General features: G+C 69.5%; 14 protein-coding genes. 11 read left to right on the top strand and 3 right to left on the bottom strand.

Annotation, left to right across the window (positions count from 1 at the left end; all coding sequences use genetic code 11):
• Positions 1-34: 34 nt before the first annotated feature.
• On the bottom strand, positions 35-532 hold the full coding sequence (locus OHB21_RS15730) for a PH domain-containing protein (RefSeq protein WP_195124882.1): 498 nt from the start codon (positions 530-532) through the stop codon (positions 35-37).
• 120 nt (positions 533-652) lie between these two features.
• Here OHB21_RS15730 and OHB21_RS15735 point away from each other — a divergent pair, with 120 nt between their 5' ends.
• The 7 genes from OHB21_RS15735 to OHB21_RS15765 all read left to right on the top strand — a co-directional run bounded on the left by OHB21_RS15735 (position 653) and on the right by OHB21_RS15765 (position 9,161).
• The gene (locus tag OHB21_RS15735; RefSeq protein ID WP_195124782.1) at positions 653-3,253 is read left to right on the top strand and encodes a bifunctional FO biosynthesis protein CofGH; all 2,601 of its coding nucleotides are present in this window, start codon (positions 653-655) and stop codon (positions 3,251-3,253) included.
• Positions 3,254-3,484: 231 nt separating this feature from the next.
• A complete protein-coding gene (gene fdxA / locus OHB21_RS15740) occupies positions 3,485-3,805 on the top strand; it encodes a ferredoxin (RefSeq protein WP_067508428.1) in 321 nt (106 codons plus the stop codon).
• The gene (gene dapC / locus OHB21_RS15745; RefSeq protein ID WP_407675203.1) at positions 3,798-4,919 is read left to right on the top strand and encodes a succinyldiaminopimelate transaminase; all 1,122 of its coding nucleotides are present in this window, start codon (positions 3,798-3,800) and stop codon (positions 4,917-4,919) included. The genes fdxA and dapC overlap by 8 nt, the downstream gene beginning before the upstream one ends.
• 272 nt (positions 4,920-5,191) lie before the next feature.
• Positions 5,192-6,826, top strand: a complete 1,635-nt coding sequence (gene pruA, locus OHB21_RS15750) for an L-glutamate gamma-semialdehyde dehydrogenase (protein ID WP_195124783.1) — start codon at positions 5,192-5,194, stop codon at positions 6,824-6,826.
• A gap of 18 nt (positions 6,827-6,844) precedes the next feature.
• Entirely contained in the window at positions 6,845-7,783 is a 939-nt protein-coding gene (locus OHB21_RS15755; RefSeq protein WP_195124784.1) for a proline dehydrogenase family protein, read from the top strand.
• 72 nt (positions 7,784-7,855) lie between these two features.
• Entirely contained in the window at positions 7,856-8,497 is a 642-nt protein-coding gene (locus OHB21_RS15760) for a TetR/AcrR family transcriptional regulator (RefSeq protein ID WP_067508436.1), read from the top strand.
• 97 nt (positions 8,498-8,594) lie between these two features.
• Positions 8,595-9,161 (top strand): Uma2 family endonuclease, encoded by a 567-nt coding sequence (locus OHB21_RS15765; protein ID WP_328439400.1) that lies wholly within the window; start codon positions 8,595-8,597, stop codon positions 9,159-9,161.
• Between the two features lie 2 nt (positions 9,162-9,163).
• Here the strand turns inward: OHB21_RS15765 and OHB21_RS15770 are convergent, their stop codons facing one another.
• The gene (locus OHB21_RS15770) at positions 9,164-10,009 is read right to left on the bottom strand and encodes an oxygenase MpaB family protein (protein ID WP_067508441.1); all 846 of its coding nucleotides are present in this window, start codon (positions 10,007-10,009) and stop codon (positions 9,164-9,166) included.
• A 206-nt stretch (positions 10,010-10,215) separates the two neighbouring features.
• Between OHB21_RS15770 and OHB21_RS15775 the strand changes: the two genes are divergently transcribed.
• Both OHB21_RS15775 and OHB21_RS15780 read left to right on the top strand, forming a co-directional pair.
• On the top strand, positions 10,216-11,625 hold the full coding sequence (locus OHB21_RS15775; RefSeq protein ID WP_195124884.1) for an acyl-CoA synthetase: 1,410 nt from the start codon (positions 10,216-10,218) through the stop codon (positions 11,623-11,625).
• A 42-nt stretch (positions 11,626-11,667) separates the two neighbouring features.
• Entirely contained in the window at positions 11,668-12,036 is a 369-nt protein-coding gene (locus OHB21_RS15780; RefSeq protein ID WP_195124786.1) for a PPOX class F420-dependent oxidoreductase, read from the top strand.
• Between the two features lie 164 nt (positions 12,037-12,200).
• Here the strand turns inward: OHB21_RS15780 and dapD are convergent, their stop codons facing one another.
• Positions 12,201-13,145 (bottom strand): 2,3,4,5-tetrahydropyridine-2,6-dicarboxylate N-succinyltransferase, encoded by a 945-nt coding sequence (gene dapD / locus OHB21_RS15785; RefSeq protein WP_067508445.1) that lies wholly within the window; start codon positions 13,143-13,145, stop codon positions 12,201-12,203.
• Here dapD and OHB21_RS15790 point away from each other — a divergent pair.
• Both OHB21_RS15790 and dapE read left to right on the top strand, forming a co-directional pair.
• Positions 13,138-13,668 (top strand): hypothetical protein, encoded by a 531-nt coding sequence (locus OHB21_RS15790; protein ID WP_147265780.1) that lies wholly within the window; start codon positions 13,138-13,140, stop codon positions 13,666-13,668. The genes dapD and OHB21_RS15790 overlap by 8 nt on opposite strands.
• Positions 13,669-13,810: 142 nt before the next feature.
• Positions 13,811-14,911, top strand: coding sequence for a succinyl-diaminopimelate desuccinylase (dapE, locus tag OHB21_RS15795; protein ID WP_195124787.1), 1,101 nt, complete (start codon positions 13,811-13,813; stop codon positions 14,909-14,911).
• Positions 14,912-14,932: the final 21 nt, after the last annotated feature.

Genomic DNA, 14,932 nt, shown 5'->3' on the forward strand with positions numbered 1-14,932 from the left:
TGTTCGGTCACGGGCGGGGCCGGGTAGGGCTCGGTCACGTGGCGTCTCCCCGGTGTCTGGCGGCGATCTCGGTCAGGCGCGTGACGGTCTGCTCGGCGATCGGCAGGTCCAGCGCGGTGATCTGCACCGCGCCCGCCGACGACGCGGTCGTCACCGTGACGGTCGCCAATCCCAGCAGCCGCTCCAGCGGCCCGCGCTCGGTGTCGACCGTCTGCACCCGCGAGATCGGCGCGACCCGGCTCTCCTGCGTGAACCAGCCGACCCGCGTGTACACGGCCTCCTCGGTGACCTCCCATCGGTGCACCGCGTACCGCCACCACGGCACCACCGCCACGCTGAACACCGCCCACGCCAGCACGATCAGCAGCACAAGCAGTTGCCAGCCCCGGCGCTGGTCGTCGAGCACCGCCCACACGGCCAGCGCGACGAACGGCGCGATCCAGGAGAGCACCGCCTGGATCGTCCACAGCAGTTTGGCCTTCGGGCTCGGACGCCAAGCGGGATCGGCCATGATCGTGCGCGGCTGCGACATGCCTGTCATGGTTGCACGGTGACGCGCGACGGCGCGCCGCGCCGTGGAATAACCCCGCCGGGCGCGGAGGTTGTCAAGGCTCACGAGCCTTGGAGGGAGACAGTCCAGGATGGTTGGCGCATGATCGAGGGCGTGACCGAGCTACCCAGCCCGAACGTTCCACCCGCACCGCCCAGCCCGTCGGCCATGCGCCGGGCGCTGCGCCGGGCCCGTGACGGGGTGACACTGAACGTGGACGAGGCCGCCGTGCTGCTGCACGCGCGCGGCGAGGACCTGGCGGATCTGAGCCGCAGTGCGGCCCGGGTGCGCGACGCGGGCCTCGAATCCGCGGGCAGGCCGGGCACCATCACCTATTCCCGCAACGTCTTCATCCCGCTGACCCGCCTGTGTCGGGACAAATGCCACTACTGCACCTTCGTCACGGTGCCCGGCAAGTTGCGCGCCGAGGGCAAGGGCATGTTCCTCGAACCCGACGAGGTGCTCGACATCGCCCGCGCCGGCGCCGCGCTGGGGTGCAAGGAGGCGCTGTTCACCCTCGGTGACCGCCCCGAGGACCGCTGGCCGGAGGCGGCGCAGTGGCTCGACGAGCGCGGCTACGACTCCACCCTGGACTACCTGCGCGCCGTGTCGATCATGGTGCTCGAGGAGACCGGGCTGCTGCCGCACCTGAACCCCGGTGTGATGAGCTGGGAGGAGATCGCGCGGCTCAAGCCGGTGGCGCAGTCCATGGGCATGATGCTCGAGACCACCTCCACCCGGCTGTTCACCGAGAAGGGGCAGTGCCACTACGGCAGCCCCGACAAGGACCCGGCGGTGCGGCTGCGCGCCATCACCGACGCGGGCCGGCTCTCGGTGCCGTACACGACCGGCATCCTGGTGGGTATCGGCGAGACGATCGCCGAACGCGCCGAGTCCATCATGGCTATTCGCAAGCAGCACAAGGCGTTCGGACACATCCAGGAAGTGATCATCCAGAACTTCCGCGCCAAGAGCGACACCGCCATGCGCGGCGCGCCCGACGCGAACCTGGAGGAGTTCCGCGCCACCATCGCCGTCACCCGGCTGCTGCTCGGGCCCGACGTGCCGGTGCAGGCGCCGCCGAACCTGGTGTCGCTCGAGGAGTGCCAGGCCCTGCTCGACGCCGGGATCGACGACTGGGGCGGGGTGTCGCCCGTGACGCCCGACCACGTGAACCCCGAACGGCCCTGGCCGAATCTGGACACGTTGCGCGAGCTCACCGAGGCCGCCGGCTTCACCCTGGTGGAGCGCACCTCCGCGCACCCGAAGTACGTGCGCGCGGGCAACCCGTGGGTGGACCCGCGCATCGGCGCGCACGTGGCCGCGCTCAGCGATCCCGAGACCGGGTTGGCCGAGGCCGACGCGATCCCCGTCGGCCTGCCCTGGCAGGAACCGGACGAATCGTGGGATTCGGTGGGCCGCGTCGACCTGAACACCGCGATCGACACCGAGGGCCGCAACACCGAGAGCCGCAGCGACTCCGGGCTCGGGCAGGAAGTGGTCGGCGCGTTCGGCGACTGGGAAACCATTCGCGAACAGGCCCGCGACCTGGCCACCGCCGCCCCCGAACGCCTGGACTCCGACGTGCTCGCCGCCCTGCGCGCGGCCGAACGCGACCCGGCCGGGCTCACCGACGACCAGTACCTCGCGCTGGCCACGGCTGACGGCCCCGATCTGGAAGCGGTCGCCGCGCTGGCCGACCAGCTGCGCCGCGACACCGTCGGCGACGACGTCACCTACGTGGTGAACCGGAACATCAACTTCACCAACATCTGCTACACCGGCTGCCGGTTCTGCGCGTTCGCCCAGCGCAAGGGCGACGCCGACGCGTTCACCCTGAGCACCGACGAGGTCGCCGACCGGGCCTGGGAAGCGCACGTGGACGGCGCCACCGAGGTGTGCATGCAGGGCGGCATCGACCCCGACCTGCCCGTCACCGGGTACGCCGACCTGGTGCGCGCGGTGAAGCGGCGGGTGCCGTCGATGCACGTGCACGCGTTCAGCCCGATGGAGATCGTCAACGGGGCTTCGCGCGGCGGGCAGAGCATCCGGGACTGGCTGGTCGCGCTGAAGGAGGCCGGGCTCGACACCATCCCCGGCACGGCCGCCGAGATCCTGGACGACGAGGTGCGCTGGGTGCTCACCAAGGGCAAACTGCCCACCTCGGCGTGGGTGGAGGTCATCACCACCGCCCACCAGGTGGGCCTGCGGTCCAGCTCGACCATGATGTACGGGCACGTGGACAGCCCGAAGCATTGGGTGGGCCACCTGCGCGTGCTGCGCGGAATCCAGGACGAGACAGGCGGTTTCACCGAATTCGTGCTGCTGCCGTTCGTGCACCAGAGCGCCCCGCTCTACCTCGCGGGGGCGGCCAGGCCCGGCCCCACCATCCGCGACAACCGCGCCGCACACGCGCTGGCCCGCATCATGCTGCACGGCCGCATCGCCAATATCCAGACCAGCTGGGTGAAGCTCGGCACCGCGGGCACCCGCATGATGCTCAACGGCGGCGCCAACGACCTGGGCGGAACCCTCATGGAGGAGACCATCTCCCGGATGGCGGGCTCCCAGCACGGCTCCGCCAAGACCGTCGCCGAACTCGTCGAGATCGCCGACGGCATCGGCCGTCCCACCCGCGAACGCAACACCGTCTACGGCCCGGTGCCCGCCAAGCCCAAGCCGCTTTCCCTCTCGCTGTCGTGATGCCGCCCCGACCGCCCCGTGTGACCTGTCACGTGCCCCGCACGCGGGGCGGATCGGGCCTACCATCGGCAGTACTGGACAGCGGCGTCGGCGGTGGTCGGCGCCGGTCCCACATGGGGGCGGAGCCGGCGGAAGTTAGGACAGGCTGACCGGTAGTAACGTGGGATGGTCGGGATAGGGTTTCGCGTGGCGGACCATCCCCGCAGGTGAGGACAGACTAGGAGAACGGCAGTGCCGTACATCATCGCTGAACCGTGCGTTGACGTGAAGGACAAGGCATGCATCGAGGAATGCCCCGTGGACTGCATCTACGAGGGTGGTCGCATGCTGTACATCCATCCGGACGAGTGCGTGGACTGTGGTGCATGTGAACCGGTCTGCCCGGTGGAGGCGATCTTCTACGAGGACGACACCCCGGACCAGTGGACCGGCTACGTGAACGCCAACGTCGACTTCTTCGACGAGCTGGGTTCGCCGGGCGGCGCGACGAAGGTCGGCAAGGTCGACTACGACCCGCCGTTCGTCAAAGAACTCCCTCCGATGGGTGAGTGAGCGCGGGGTGGGTTCGCGTCCGCGGGTCAGTGCGCTGCTGCCCGATTTCCCTTGGGACACCATCGCGGCCGTCAAGGCGAAGGCCGCCGCGCATCCCGGTGGACTCGTCGACCTCTCCGTCGGCACGCCCGTCGATCCGGTCGCCCCGCTCATCCGCGCCGCGCTGAACTCGGTCGCGGAAGTGCCCGGCTACCCCACCACGCACGGCACTCCCGAACTGCGCGCCGCCGCGGTGGACGCACTCAAACGTCGTTACGGCATCACGGGTCTCGATCCGGCGGCCGTGCTGCCGGTGATCGGCACCAAAGAATTGATCGCCGGTCTGCCGCGCCTGCTCGGGCTCGGCGCCAACGACCTCGTGGTCATCCCCGAGGTGGCGTACCCGACCTACGAGGTGGGCGCGCTGCTGGCAGGGGCGCAGGTGCTGCGCGCGGACGGCCTCACCCGTCTGGGCCCGCAGTCGCCCGCGCTGATCTTCCTCAACTCGCCCGCCAACCCCAGCGGCAAGGTGCTGGGCGTGGAGCACCTGCGCAAGGTGGTGGAGTTCGCCCGCGAGCGCGGCGTGATCGTCGCCTCCGACGAGTGCTACCTGGGGCTTTCCTGGGACGCCGAACCGGTGTCCATCCTGGACCCGCGGGTCAGCGACGGCGACCACACCGGCCTGCTGGCGGTGCACTCGCTGTCCAAGACCTCGAACCTGGCCAGCTACCGCGCCGGGTTCGTGGCGGGCGATCCGGAGCTGGTCGCCGAACTGCTCGAGGTGCGCAAACACTCCGGCATGATGGTGCCCTACCCCATCCAGGCCGCCATGACCGCCGCCCTCGGCGACGACGCGCACGAGGCGCAGCAGCGCGAACGCTACCGCGCTCGCCGCGAGATCCTGCGAAACGCTTTGCGCGAGGCCGGTTTCCGCATCGACCACTCCGAGGCGGGGCTGTACCTGTGGTCCACGCGCGGCGAGAACTGTCGCGTCACCCTCGAGTGGCTGGCCGAGCGCGGCATCCTCGCCGCGCCCGGCGACTTCTACGGGCCCACCTCGGGTGAGCACGTGCGCATCGCGCTGACGGCGACCGACGAGCGGGTCGCGGCGGCGGCGCAGCGGTTGACGACCTGAACCACGGTCCGATGCCCGGGCAGAGTTGGCTGGGCAGCAGCCGTCAGCTCGCGGCTGCGGCGAGGTCTGGCACCGGGGCGAGTTGGGCGCTGCGGCGGGCTGTCGACAGCGGCCGGTACGGCTGGGGCGATCCGGTCGAGTGATCGCTGTCGGGCCGCGTTGAGTCGGCGGCCGGTGGGGACCTCAGGCGGCAGACAGCTCCTGACCAGTGCCGACGACACGCGGGTCCGGCGTGGCCCGCACGGGGTGCGGGAATGGGGCTAGCCTGAGTTATGGACGCTGTCACGGTTGTCCCCACGCCCGCCAACGAGCCGGTGCACACCTACGCGCCGGGCAGTCCCGAGCGGGAGCGCATCGTCGCCGAGCTCGCCGAGATCTCCGCCGAATCCGTGGACGTGCCGCTGGTCATCGGTGGTAAGCACCGTCCCGGGATCGGTGAGCGCCGCCCGATCGTCGCACCGCACCGGCATCGCCACGTGCTGGGGACCTACACGAATACCACCCACGACGAGGCCCGCAGTGCCATCGAGGCCGCCGTCGCCGCCGCGCCCGGCTGGCGGGCCATGCCGTTCGACGAACGCGCCGCGGTCCTGCTGCGCGCCGCCGACCTGCTCTCCGGCCCCTGGCGCGAGACCCTCGCCGCCGCCACCATGCTCGGCCAGTCCAAATCGGTCACCCAGGCCGAGATCGACGCGCCGTGCGAACTGATCGACTTCTGGCGGTTCAACGTCGCCTTCGCGCGCGACATCCTGGCGCAGCAGCCGCAGTCGAGTCCCGGCGTGTGGAACCGGATGGACTACCGGCCGTTGGAAGGGTTCGTCTACGCGATCACGCCCTTCAACTTCACCGCCATAGCGGGCAACCTGCCCACCGCGCCCGCGCTCATGGGCAACACGGTCGTGTGGAAACCCTCACCCACGCAGACGCTTTCGGCGTTCTACACGATGCGCCTGCTGGAGGCCGCCGGACTGCCGCCCGGTGTGATCAACATGGTCACCGGCGACGGGGTGCACCTGTCGGAGGTCGCGCTCACCGATCCGCGCCTGGCCGGCATCCACTTCACCGGCTCCACCAAGACCTTCCAGTACCTGTGGCAGCAGGTGGGCGCGAATATCGCCGGGTACCACGGGTATCCGCGACTCGTCGGCGAGACGGGCGGCAAGGATTTCATCATCGCGCACCCCTCCGCGAACCCGGACGTGTTGCGTACGGCGCTGATTCGCGGTGCCTTCGAATATCAGGGCCAGAAGTGTTCGGCGGCCTCGCGCGCCTACATCCCGCGCTCGGTGTGGCGGGAGATGGGCGACGACTTCCTCACCCAGACCGCCGAGATCGACTACGGCGACGTCGCGGATCTGTCGAATTTCGGTGGGGCGCTGATCGATGAGCGCGCCTACGACAAGAACGTCGCCGCGATCGAGCGCGCCAGGTCGGCGGGGTTGACGATCCCCGTGGGCGGCACGTACTCCGACGAGGAGGGCTGGTTCGTGCGGCCCACCGTACTGCTGTCCGACGACCCATCTGACGAGGCCTTCCGTACCGAGTATTTCGGCCCGGTGCTGTCGGTGCACGTCTACGACGACGCCGAACCTGCCGCGTACACAACGATTCTCGCGGAGGCGGAATCGGCCGCGCCGTTCGCGCTCACCGGTGCGATCTTCGCCGACGACCGGCACGCCATCGAACAGGCCGCCACCACACTGCGATACGCGGCGGGCAACTTCTACGTCAACGACAAGCCGACGGGTGCGGTGGTGGGGCAGCAGCCGTTCGGCGGGGCGCGCGCGTCGGGCACCGACGACAAGGCGGGTTCGCCGCTGAACCTGCTGCGCTGGGTGGCGCCGCGCACGCTCAAGGAGACCTTCGTGCCACCCGTGGATTACCGCTACCCGCACATGAATTCGTGAGCGTCAGGAGGTGAGGCGATGAACCCGTTGCGTCCGGTGATCCTGGCGGCGGCGGCCTCGCCCCGGATGAAGCGCGTGCTCACCGGGGCGCCGATCACGGCCGATATCGTGCGGCGCTTCGTGGCGGGGGAGTCGCGGGCCGAACTGATTCCCGTGGTGCGGGAGTTGCTGGCGAGCGGGCGGTCGGTGAGCGTCGACTTCCTCGGCGAGAACACCACCGACCGGGCCCGCGCCGACGCCACCGTCGCCGAATACCTTTCGCTCATCAACGATCTGGCGTCGTTCGGGGCGCCGGCGGGGGCGGTGGAGGTGTCGGTCAAGCTCTCCGCGCTCGGGCAGGCGCTGCCGGGGGACGGGCCCGCCATCGCCACCGAGAACCTGCGCACGCTGTGCACGAAGGCGGTGGAGGCGGGCGTCTGGGTGACCGTCGACGCCGAGGATCACACCACCACCGACGCCACGCTCGCCACGGTGCGCGCGCTGCGGCCCGAATTCCCTTGGCTGGGTGCGGTTCTCCAGGCGTACCTGCACCGCACCGAGGCCGACTGCGCCGCGTTCGCCGGGCCGGAGTCGCGGATCCGCCTGTGCAAGGGGGCGTATCGCGAACCGGCGGAGGTCGCCTTCCAGCGCTCGGCCGAGGTCACCGACTCCTACCTGCGCTGCCTCGAGATCTTGCTGCGCGGCGAGGGCTACCCGATGGTCGCCACCCACGACCCGGTCCTCATCCTCGCCACCGAACGCCTCGCCGCCGAGACCGGCCGCACCCCCGCTCGCTACGAACAGCAGATGCTCTACGGCGTCCGCGACCTCGAGCAGCGCCGCCTCGCCGAGGCGGGTGCCACCGTCCGCGTCTACGTGCCCTACGGCGACGAGTGGTACGGCTACCTCACCCGCCGCCTCGCCGAACGCCCCGCCAACCTCACCTTCTTCCTCCGTGCACTGGTCAGCAAGTCGTAGGGTACGCATCGCACGTGAGGAGGTGCGAGGGAAGGTACCTCACCATGTCGTTCTGGTGGGTAGGGTGGGGGTATGGCGAGGCTGACGAGATTGCTGCCGTTGGTGCGGGGGTCGGGGCCGGAGGACAGCGGGCAGGCGCCGGTGCTGGACGCGGCGCTGGTGGCGTTCCTGGACTTCGGGATCAAGCGGACCTCGATGGTGGAGGTGGCGCGGCGCTGCGGGCTGTCGCTGGCCACGCTGTACCGGCGTTTCGCCAGCAAGAGCGATCTCATCCAGGCGGTGGGGCTGCGCCAGACCCGGGAGTTCATCGAGAGCGTGGACGCGGTGGTCGCGCGCCAAGTCGACCGCGACGCGAGCGCGCAGGACCAGATCGTCGAACTGTTCGTCGCGTTCGCCAACGGATTGCGCGACAACAAGCTCGTGCACCGCCTCCTCGCCACCGAACCCGAACTCGTCCTGCCCTACCTCACCACCAAGGGCGCCCCCGTCATCGAACTCGGCCGCGACTACGTCGCCGAATTCATCGCCCGCCTCCAGGCTGAAGGCAAGCTCCCCGCCTACGACCCGGAACCCCTGGCGGAAATGATCGCGCGCACCGCCGTCTCCCTCGCCCTCACCCCGCAAACGGTGATCCCGTTCGGCGACGACGCCGCGCTGCGAGAGTTCGCCCGGGACCACGTGGTGGTGTCGTTCCGGGTACCCACCGCGGACTGAGCAAGTACTCCGCGGGTAGCGGCCGGATCATGTGCAAACCGCTTTACACTGGTCCGTGCGGGATCCGGCTCGACGGTGCCATGGGAGGTGCGGTGTCATGACTGTTGAAATCGTGACCCCTGCATGGATGCACCAGCAGATCACGGCAGCGGAGTACGACTCCTGGTCCGAGGAGCAGTGTGCAGGCATCGAGATCGTGGACGGGATGGTGGTCGTGAGCCCGAGTGCGTCCAAGCAGCACAACCGGCTGGCGCGAATCCTCGCCAATGCCTTGGACGCGGCCGCCGGGCCGGACTGGAACGCGGACACGGATTTCGACGTCCGGTTGCAGGATGTCCCGCTCAACAACCGCCGCCCGGACGTGGTCGTATACCGCGCGGACACCATCGACGTGACTCCCACTCGTCCCGAGCATGTCTTGATGGTCGTGGAGGTCGTCTCGCCTGGATCGGAGACCACGGACCGGATCGTGAAGGTCGACCAGTACGCGAAGGCCGGTATCGCCTTCTACTGGCGGGTCGAGCAGGCGGTGACCGGGGTTCCGTTGGTCTATACCTACGTTCTCGATCCGGCGACGATGGTGTACCGCGAGGGCGAGATGTATACGGGCACGGTCAAGGTGACCGCGCCGTTCGCGGTGGAGATTGATCTCGGCGAGGTCTGAGTTCACACCAAGCTGCGGCCGAGGCGGCGGCGGAGGCGCATGTCCCAGAGGAAGGCGTTCACGGGAAATGCCTTGATCTGCTTGGGCATACGGCCCTCGACGGCACCGATCGTGGTGAGCATGCGGGCGAGGCGGCGGTCATCGCGCGGAGTCCAGTGCATGCCCATCTGGGTGCGCAGGTGCGGGGGTAGGAGGCCCGCCGTGACCCAGCGGTGAAAAGGTGCCAGGGCGAGTTGGACGGGCCGCGGGAACATCTTCAGGTTCACGAGGTCCCAGAAGTACTCGCGAACCGGAGGGTCTATGACCGTCTTCGATAGGTGCGCGTTCCAGTAGGCGTCGAAAGCGGCCCGGTCGGGCGGCCACTGCTCGGGCCTCATTTGCAGGGTCGTCCCGAGGCGTTCCGCGTGACGATAGAACTCGTCGGCGGTCGCCGCGTCCATCGGCCCGTGCATGCGTTCGTAGAGATCGCGCGCACCCCAGTACAGGCAGGCCGCCACCCACAACTGCAATTGCGGATCGAACGCGTTGTACTTCACGGGGCTGCCCGCGGTGGACCGGACCGCTCGATGGGAAAGGTTCACCGCCTCCCGATAGGCCGTGCGTTCCTCGTCGGTGCCCATCATCGCCACGGCGAGATAGGTCAGCGTGGTGCGCGTGCGTTTGATGGGGTGCAGCATGACCTTGCCGCTGTCGACGGTGCTTTCGAGCACGCCGTAACCGACCGGCGGCGCACTGAGCTGCATGATGACGTTCGCGGCGGCGCCGAAGAAAGCGGCGGAACCGTCCAGGTGGTTTTCGATGTCGAAGTCCGTAGGGGGCGCGGTGTGCGCGCGCTGCGGTGCGGTCATCGTGGACCCCGTTCTCGTCGTTGAGAAGGATGTGTATTGACCTTCTCACCGTCTCGTGAGGGTGTCAACAGGGACCGCGCAACCGTCTTCCTGTCGTGACGCGGTGATGCGGGCGTGTCGGGCCATCACCGTTCTCGGCAACCCGAGGTGGTTCGTGCAGCCCGCGCGCCGCCCGCCGCCCCGCGACGCAGTAGGTTGGGCGGGTGTTGCTGCTGCGTTCCCTGAATCCGGCCGCGGTCGCCGCGGGCGCGGACATTCCCGACGCGATCACCATCGACGGCGTCACCCTCTCGCGCAGTGATCTGCTCGGCGCGGCGACGTCGGTGGCCGAGCGCGTGGCGCGGGCCGAGCGGGTCGCCGTGCTCGCGCGGCCCACCGCGCGCACGGTGCTGGCGGTGGTCGGGTCGCTCATCGCCGGCGTCACCGTGGTGCCGATCCCGCCCGATTCCGGTGCGGCCGAACTCGCGCACATGCTGGCGGATTCGGGTGCGCAGGCGTGGCTCGGTGAGGCTCCGGAAGGTACTGAACTACCGGTGATTCCGGTGCGCCTGCACGCGCGGTCCTGGCACACCTACCCCGAAACCGCTTCTGCCGCACCGGCTTTCATCCTGTACACCTCGGGCACGACGGGCCTTCCGAAGGGTGTCGTGCTCAGTCGGGGTGCGATTGCCGCCGGGTTGGACGCGTTGGCCGAGGCGTGGCAGTGGACATCGAGGGATGTTCTGGTGCACGGACTTCCGCTGTTCCACGTGCACGGCCTGATTCTGGGTGTGCTGGGTCCGCTGCGCGTCGGCAGCCCGCTGATCCACACCGGCAAACCGACGCCGCGCGCGTACGCCGACGCGAAGGGTTCGCTGTACTTCGGTGTGCCGACGGTGTGGTCGCGCATCGTCGAAGATCCCGATGTCGCAAAGGAATTGGCCGGTGCTCGACTGCTGGTGTCGGGAAGCGCGCCGCTGCCGGTGCCGGTGTTCGAGCGGCTGCGCGAGCTGACCGGGCACGCGCCCGTCGAGCGGTACGGGATGAGCGAAACGATGATCACGCTGTCCACCCGCGCCGATGGGGAACGCAGGCCGGGCTGGGTGGGCCTCCCGGTGCGGGGTGTGGAAACCCGGCTGCGGGACGAGGCGGGCGCCGACGTTCCGCACGACGGCGAGAGCATCGGCGGTCTCCAGGTGCGCGGTCCGATGCTGTTCGACGGGTACTTCGGCAGGCCGGAGGTGACGGCCGAGAACTGGACCGACGACGGCTGGTTCAAGACCGGCGACGTGGCCGTCATCGACGCGGACAGCTTCCATCGCATCGTGGGCCGGGAGTCGGTGGACCTCATCAAGTCCGGTGGTTACCGCATCGGTGCGGGCGAGGTGGAGACGGTGCTGCTGGGGCATCCGGCGGTCGCCGAGGCGGCGGTGGTCGGGCTGCCCGATCACGACCTGGGGCAGCGCGTGGTCGCGTTCGTGGTGCCGCGTGGGGAAGCCGGGGCGGAGCTGGAGAAGCAGCTGATCGACCATGTGGCCGAACAGCTTTCGGTGCACAAGCGCCCGCGCGAGGTGCGCGTGGTGGACGCGTTGCCGCGCAACGCCATGGGCAAGGTGCAGAAGAAGAAGCTCGGCTGAGGTGTTGACCTCGAGTTCGCTCGAGGTCCTACCGTAGTTTCCATGACAACCTTCACCCCCGAGCAGATCGCCTACCTGGACGGCCAGCGGCTGGGCCGGCTCGCCACCGTGCGCCCCGACGGCTCACCGCAGAACAACCCGGTCGGCTTCCGCTACAACCCGGAACTCGGCACCATCGACATCGCGGGCCACAACTTGGCCGCCTCCAAGAAGTTTCGCAACCTCGCCACCAACCCCCGCGTCTCCTTCGTCGTCGACGACATCGTCTCGGTCTCCCCGTGGCGCGTCCGCTGCGTCGAAGTCCGCGGCACCGCCGAACCCCTCACCGCCGTCCCCACCTACCTGTCCGACCAGCCGGCCCCCCTCATCCGCCTCCACCCCGACCGCATCATCGCCTTCGGCCTGGACTAGCCGAACCCGCTCGGCAGGAATCGGATTCGCGGCGATCGTTCCCGCGCCGACGATCTCGAGACGGGCGAGGAATGGCTCGATCCGAACCGGTCGTGGTGGCGATCTGCCGCTTTCCCAACCTTTGTGTTCACCAGGGGAGGGGAGCGGTCGCGGCCGGAAGGGTCTTAGTTGGCGTGGAGGGCGGCGTTGAGTTCGATGCCGGTGCCCTTGCGGGGGACGACCTCGACCGCGCCGGTGGTGGAGTTGCGGCGGAACAGGAGGTTGTCGCGGCCGCTGAGTTCGGACGCCTTGACCACGGTGCCGTCGGGGGTGGTGACCTTGGTGCCTGCGGTGACGTAGAGGCCGGCTTCGATCACGCAGTCGTCGCCGAGGGGGATGCCGACGCCGGCGTTGGCGCCGAGCAGGGAGCGCTCGCCGATCGAAATGACGGTGGTGCCGCCGCCGGAGAGGGTGCCCATGATGGAGGCGCCGCCGCCCACGTCGGAGCCGTCGCCCACGACGACGCCCGCCGAGATGCGACCCTCGACCATGGACGCGCCGAGCGTGCCCGCGTTGAAGTTGACGAAGCCCTCGTGCATCACGGTGGTACCCGCGGCCAGGTGCGCGCCGAGGCGCACGCGGTCGGCGTCGCCGATGCGCACACCCGCGGGGATGACGTAGTCGACCATGCGCGGGAACTTGTCGATGCTGTAGACGGTGACGGGGCCGCGGGCGCGCAGCTTGGCGCGGGTGGCCTCGAACCCTTCGACGGCGGCCGGGCCGTGGTTGGTCCACACCACGTTGCTGAGCAGGCCGAACTGGCCGTCCAGGTTCACCTCGTGCGGCTTGACCAGCCGGTGCGAGAGCAGGTGCAGGCGCAGGTAGACGTCGTGCGCGTCGACCGGCGCGGCCGACAGATCGGCGATGACGGTGCGCACCGCGATCACCTCGACGCCGCGCGCCTCATCGGGCCCGAGCAGCGCCGCGTACTCGGCGGGGGCGTCGTCCAGGCGCTTGGTGCCGGTCTCCCCGAACTCGCCGAGCTCGGGACTCGGGTACCAGGTGTCCAGGACGGTGCCGTCCGCGGTCACATTGGCGATACCGACTGCTGCTGCTCCCTGAATGCTCACGCCACAGAGGGTACCGAGCACCGCCGCAGAAGTGTTCGCCCACCTCTGTGCCGCTGCCCACGCATGCCCCCTTCGCCGACTGATCTACCACCCGCCGCGCCGCATCCGTTCGAACCGCCGGATCCGCCGCGCGATCACCTCGGCCGCCAGCTCCGGCCTGCGGTTCGGGATGACGATGTCGCGAGACAGATTTCGAACCCGCAAACCACCACTTTCGCCGCCGGGAATAGAACGGATAGTTGTCGGGCGCGGCGAACCACAGGTATTCCGGTGCGCCGCGTGGATGTTCAACGGGGTGTACGAAGAGAACGTCGGCCAGGGAAATCGAGCTCGCCGTGTAGGCGATACTCCGGCCGCGGGTGTACTCCCAATCGATCCGATCGTCGAGCAGCCGGACAGTGACCGCCCGGAAGCTCTCGCTGTAGCCGCGCACGGAGACACCGATGACGATGTCTTTGCCGGTTTCGGCCCGCCGCAGATTCAGACTGAACATCGGGCGGCTTCAGCGGCGCGGCTGATGTGATCGCCGAGATCGGACACTGCGCGGGCATCGTCGCGCAAGGCTTCGACGGTCACGGTCCCCCCTTGCTCGGTCCTGTCGTGTTCGCCAGACGATAGCGAGGTGGGCATGTCCGTGCCGGTCGCCCGCCCGTAGGGTGAAGCGGGTGAGCATCGACCTGACCGCCGACCCCATCGCGCTGACCGCCGCGCTCGTCGATATCCCCAGCGTTTCGCTGGAGGAGAGGGTGATCGCGGATGTGGTGGAGGCGGCGTTGCGCACGCAGGCGGCGGGGTTCGAGGTGGTGCGGCACGGGAATGTGGTGCTGGCGCGGACGAATCGGGGGTTGCCGAGCCGGGTGATCCTGGCGGGGCATCTGGACACCGTGCCGATCGCCGACAACGTGCCGAGCCGGTACACCACCGACGAGAGCGGTGCCGAGGTGCTGTTCGGGTGCGGCACCGTCGATATGAAATCCGGTGACGCCGTATTCCTGCACCTCGCCGCGACGGTGGCCGAACCGGTGCACGACCTCACGCTGATCTTCTACGACGGCGAGGAGATCGCCGCCGAGTACAACGGCCTCGGCCACATCGAACGCGACCTGCCCGAGTGGCTGGACGGTGATCTGGCGATCCTCGGCGAACCGTCCGGCGGCTGGATCGAGGCGGGCTGCCAGGGCACGCTGCGCGCGTGGCTGAGCACCACCGGAGTGCGCGCGCATTCGGCGCGGGCGTGGATGGGGGACAACGCGATTCACAAGCTGGCCCCGATCCTGAGCCGGCTCGCCGACTACGAGGCGCGCCAGGTCGACATCGACGGTTGCGTCTACCGCGAGGGGCTCTCGGCGGTACGGGTGTCGGGCGGTGTCGCGGGCAATGTGATCCCCGACGAGGCCGAGGTGCACGTCAACTTCCGCTTCGCGCCGGACCGCACCGTCGACCAGGCGTTCGCGCACGTGCGCGAGGTCTTCGACGGCCTCGATCTCGAGATCGCGCTCACCGACTCCGCCCCCGGCGCGCTGCCGGGACTCACCGCCCCCGCCGCCGCCGACCTGATCGCCGCCGTGAACCGCCACGGTGGCGGCGGCGTGCGCGCCAAGTACGGCTGGACCGACGTCTCCCGCTTCGCCGCGCGCGGCATCCCCGCCGTCAACTTCGGCCCCGGAGACCCGAATCTGGCGCACAAACGCGACGAGCGCGTCCCCACCGCCCAGATCACCGCCGTCACCGCGATGCTCCGCAGCTACCTGGAGGGCACCGCCTGACACGGCCGCCACCGGGAGTCC

Source organism: Nocardia puris (genome assembly GCF_036051655.1).
Lineage (GTDB): Bacteria > Actinomycetota > Actinomycetes > Mycobacteriales > Mycobacteriaceae > Nocardia > Nocardia puris.

What these genes read in the sequence shown, in the direction of transcription:
- OHB21_RS15730 (WP_195124882.1), bottom strand. Translation starts at nt 532, where the DNA reads ATGTCGCAGCCGCGCACGATCATGGCCGATCCCGCTTGGCGTCCGAGC.
- OHB21_RS15735 (WP_195124782.1), top strand. Translation starts at nt 653, where the DNA reads ATGATCGAGGGCGTGACCGAGCTACCCAGCCCGAACGTTCCACCCGCA.
- pruA (WP_195124783.1), top strand. Translation starts at nt 5,192, where the DNA reads ATGGACGCTGTCACGGTTGTCCCCACGCCCGCCAACGAGCCGGTGCAC.
- OHB21_RS15755 (WP_195124784.1), top strand. Translation starts at nt 6,845, where the DNA reads ATGAACCCGTTGCGTCCGGTGATCCTGGCGGCGGCGGCCTCGCCCCGG.
- OHB21_RS15760 (WP_067508436.1), top strand. Translation starts at nt 7,856, where the DNA reads ATGGCGAGGCTGACGAGATTGCTGCCGTTGGTGCGGGGGTCGGGGCCG.
- OHB21_RS15765 (WP_328439400.1), top strand. Translation starts at nt 8,595, where the DNA reads ATGACTGTTGAAATCGTGACCCCTGCATGGATGCACCAGCAGATCACG.
- OHB21_RS15770 (WP_067508441.1), bottom strand. Translation starts at nt 10,009, where the DNA reads ATGACCGCACCGCAGCGCGCGCACACCGCGCCCCCTACGGACTTCGAC.
- OHB21_RS15780 (WP_195124786.1), top strand. Translation starts at nt 11,668, where the DNA reads ATGACAACCTTCACCCCCGAGCAGATCGCCTACCTGGACGGCCAGCGG.
- OHB21_RS15790 (WP_147265780.1), top strand. Translation starts at nt 13,138, where the DNA reads ATGCTCACGCCACAGAGGGTACCGAGCACCGCCGCAGAAGTGTTCGCC.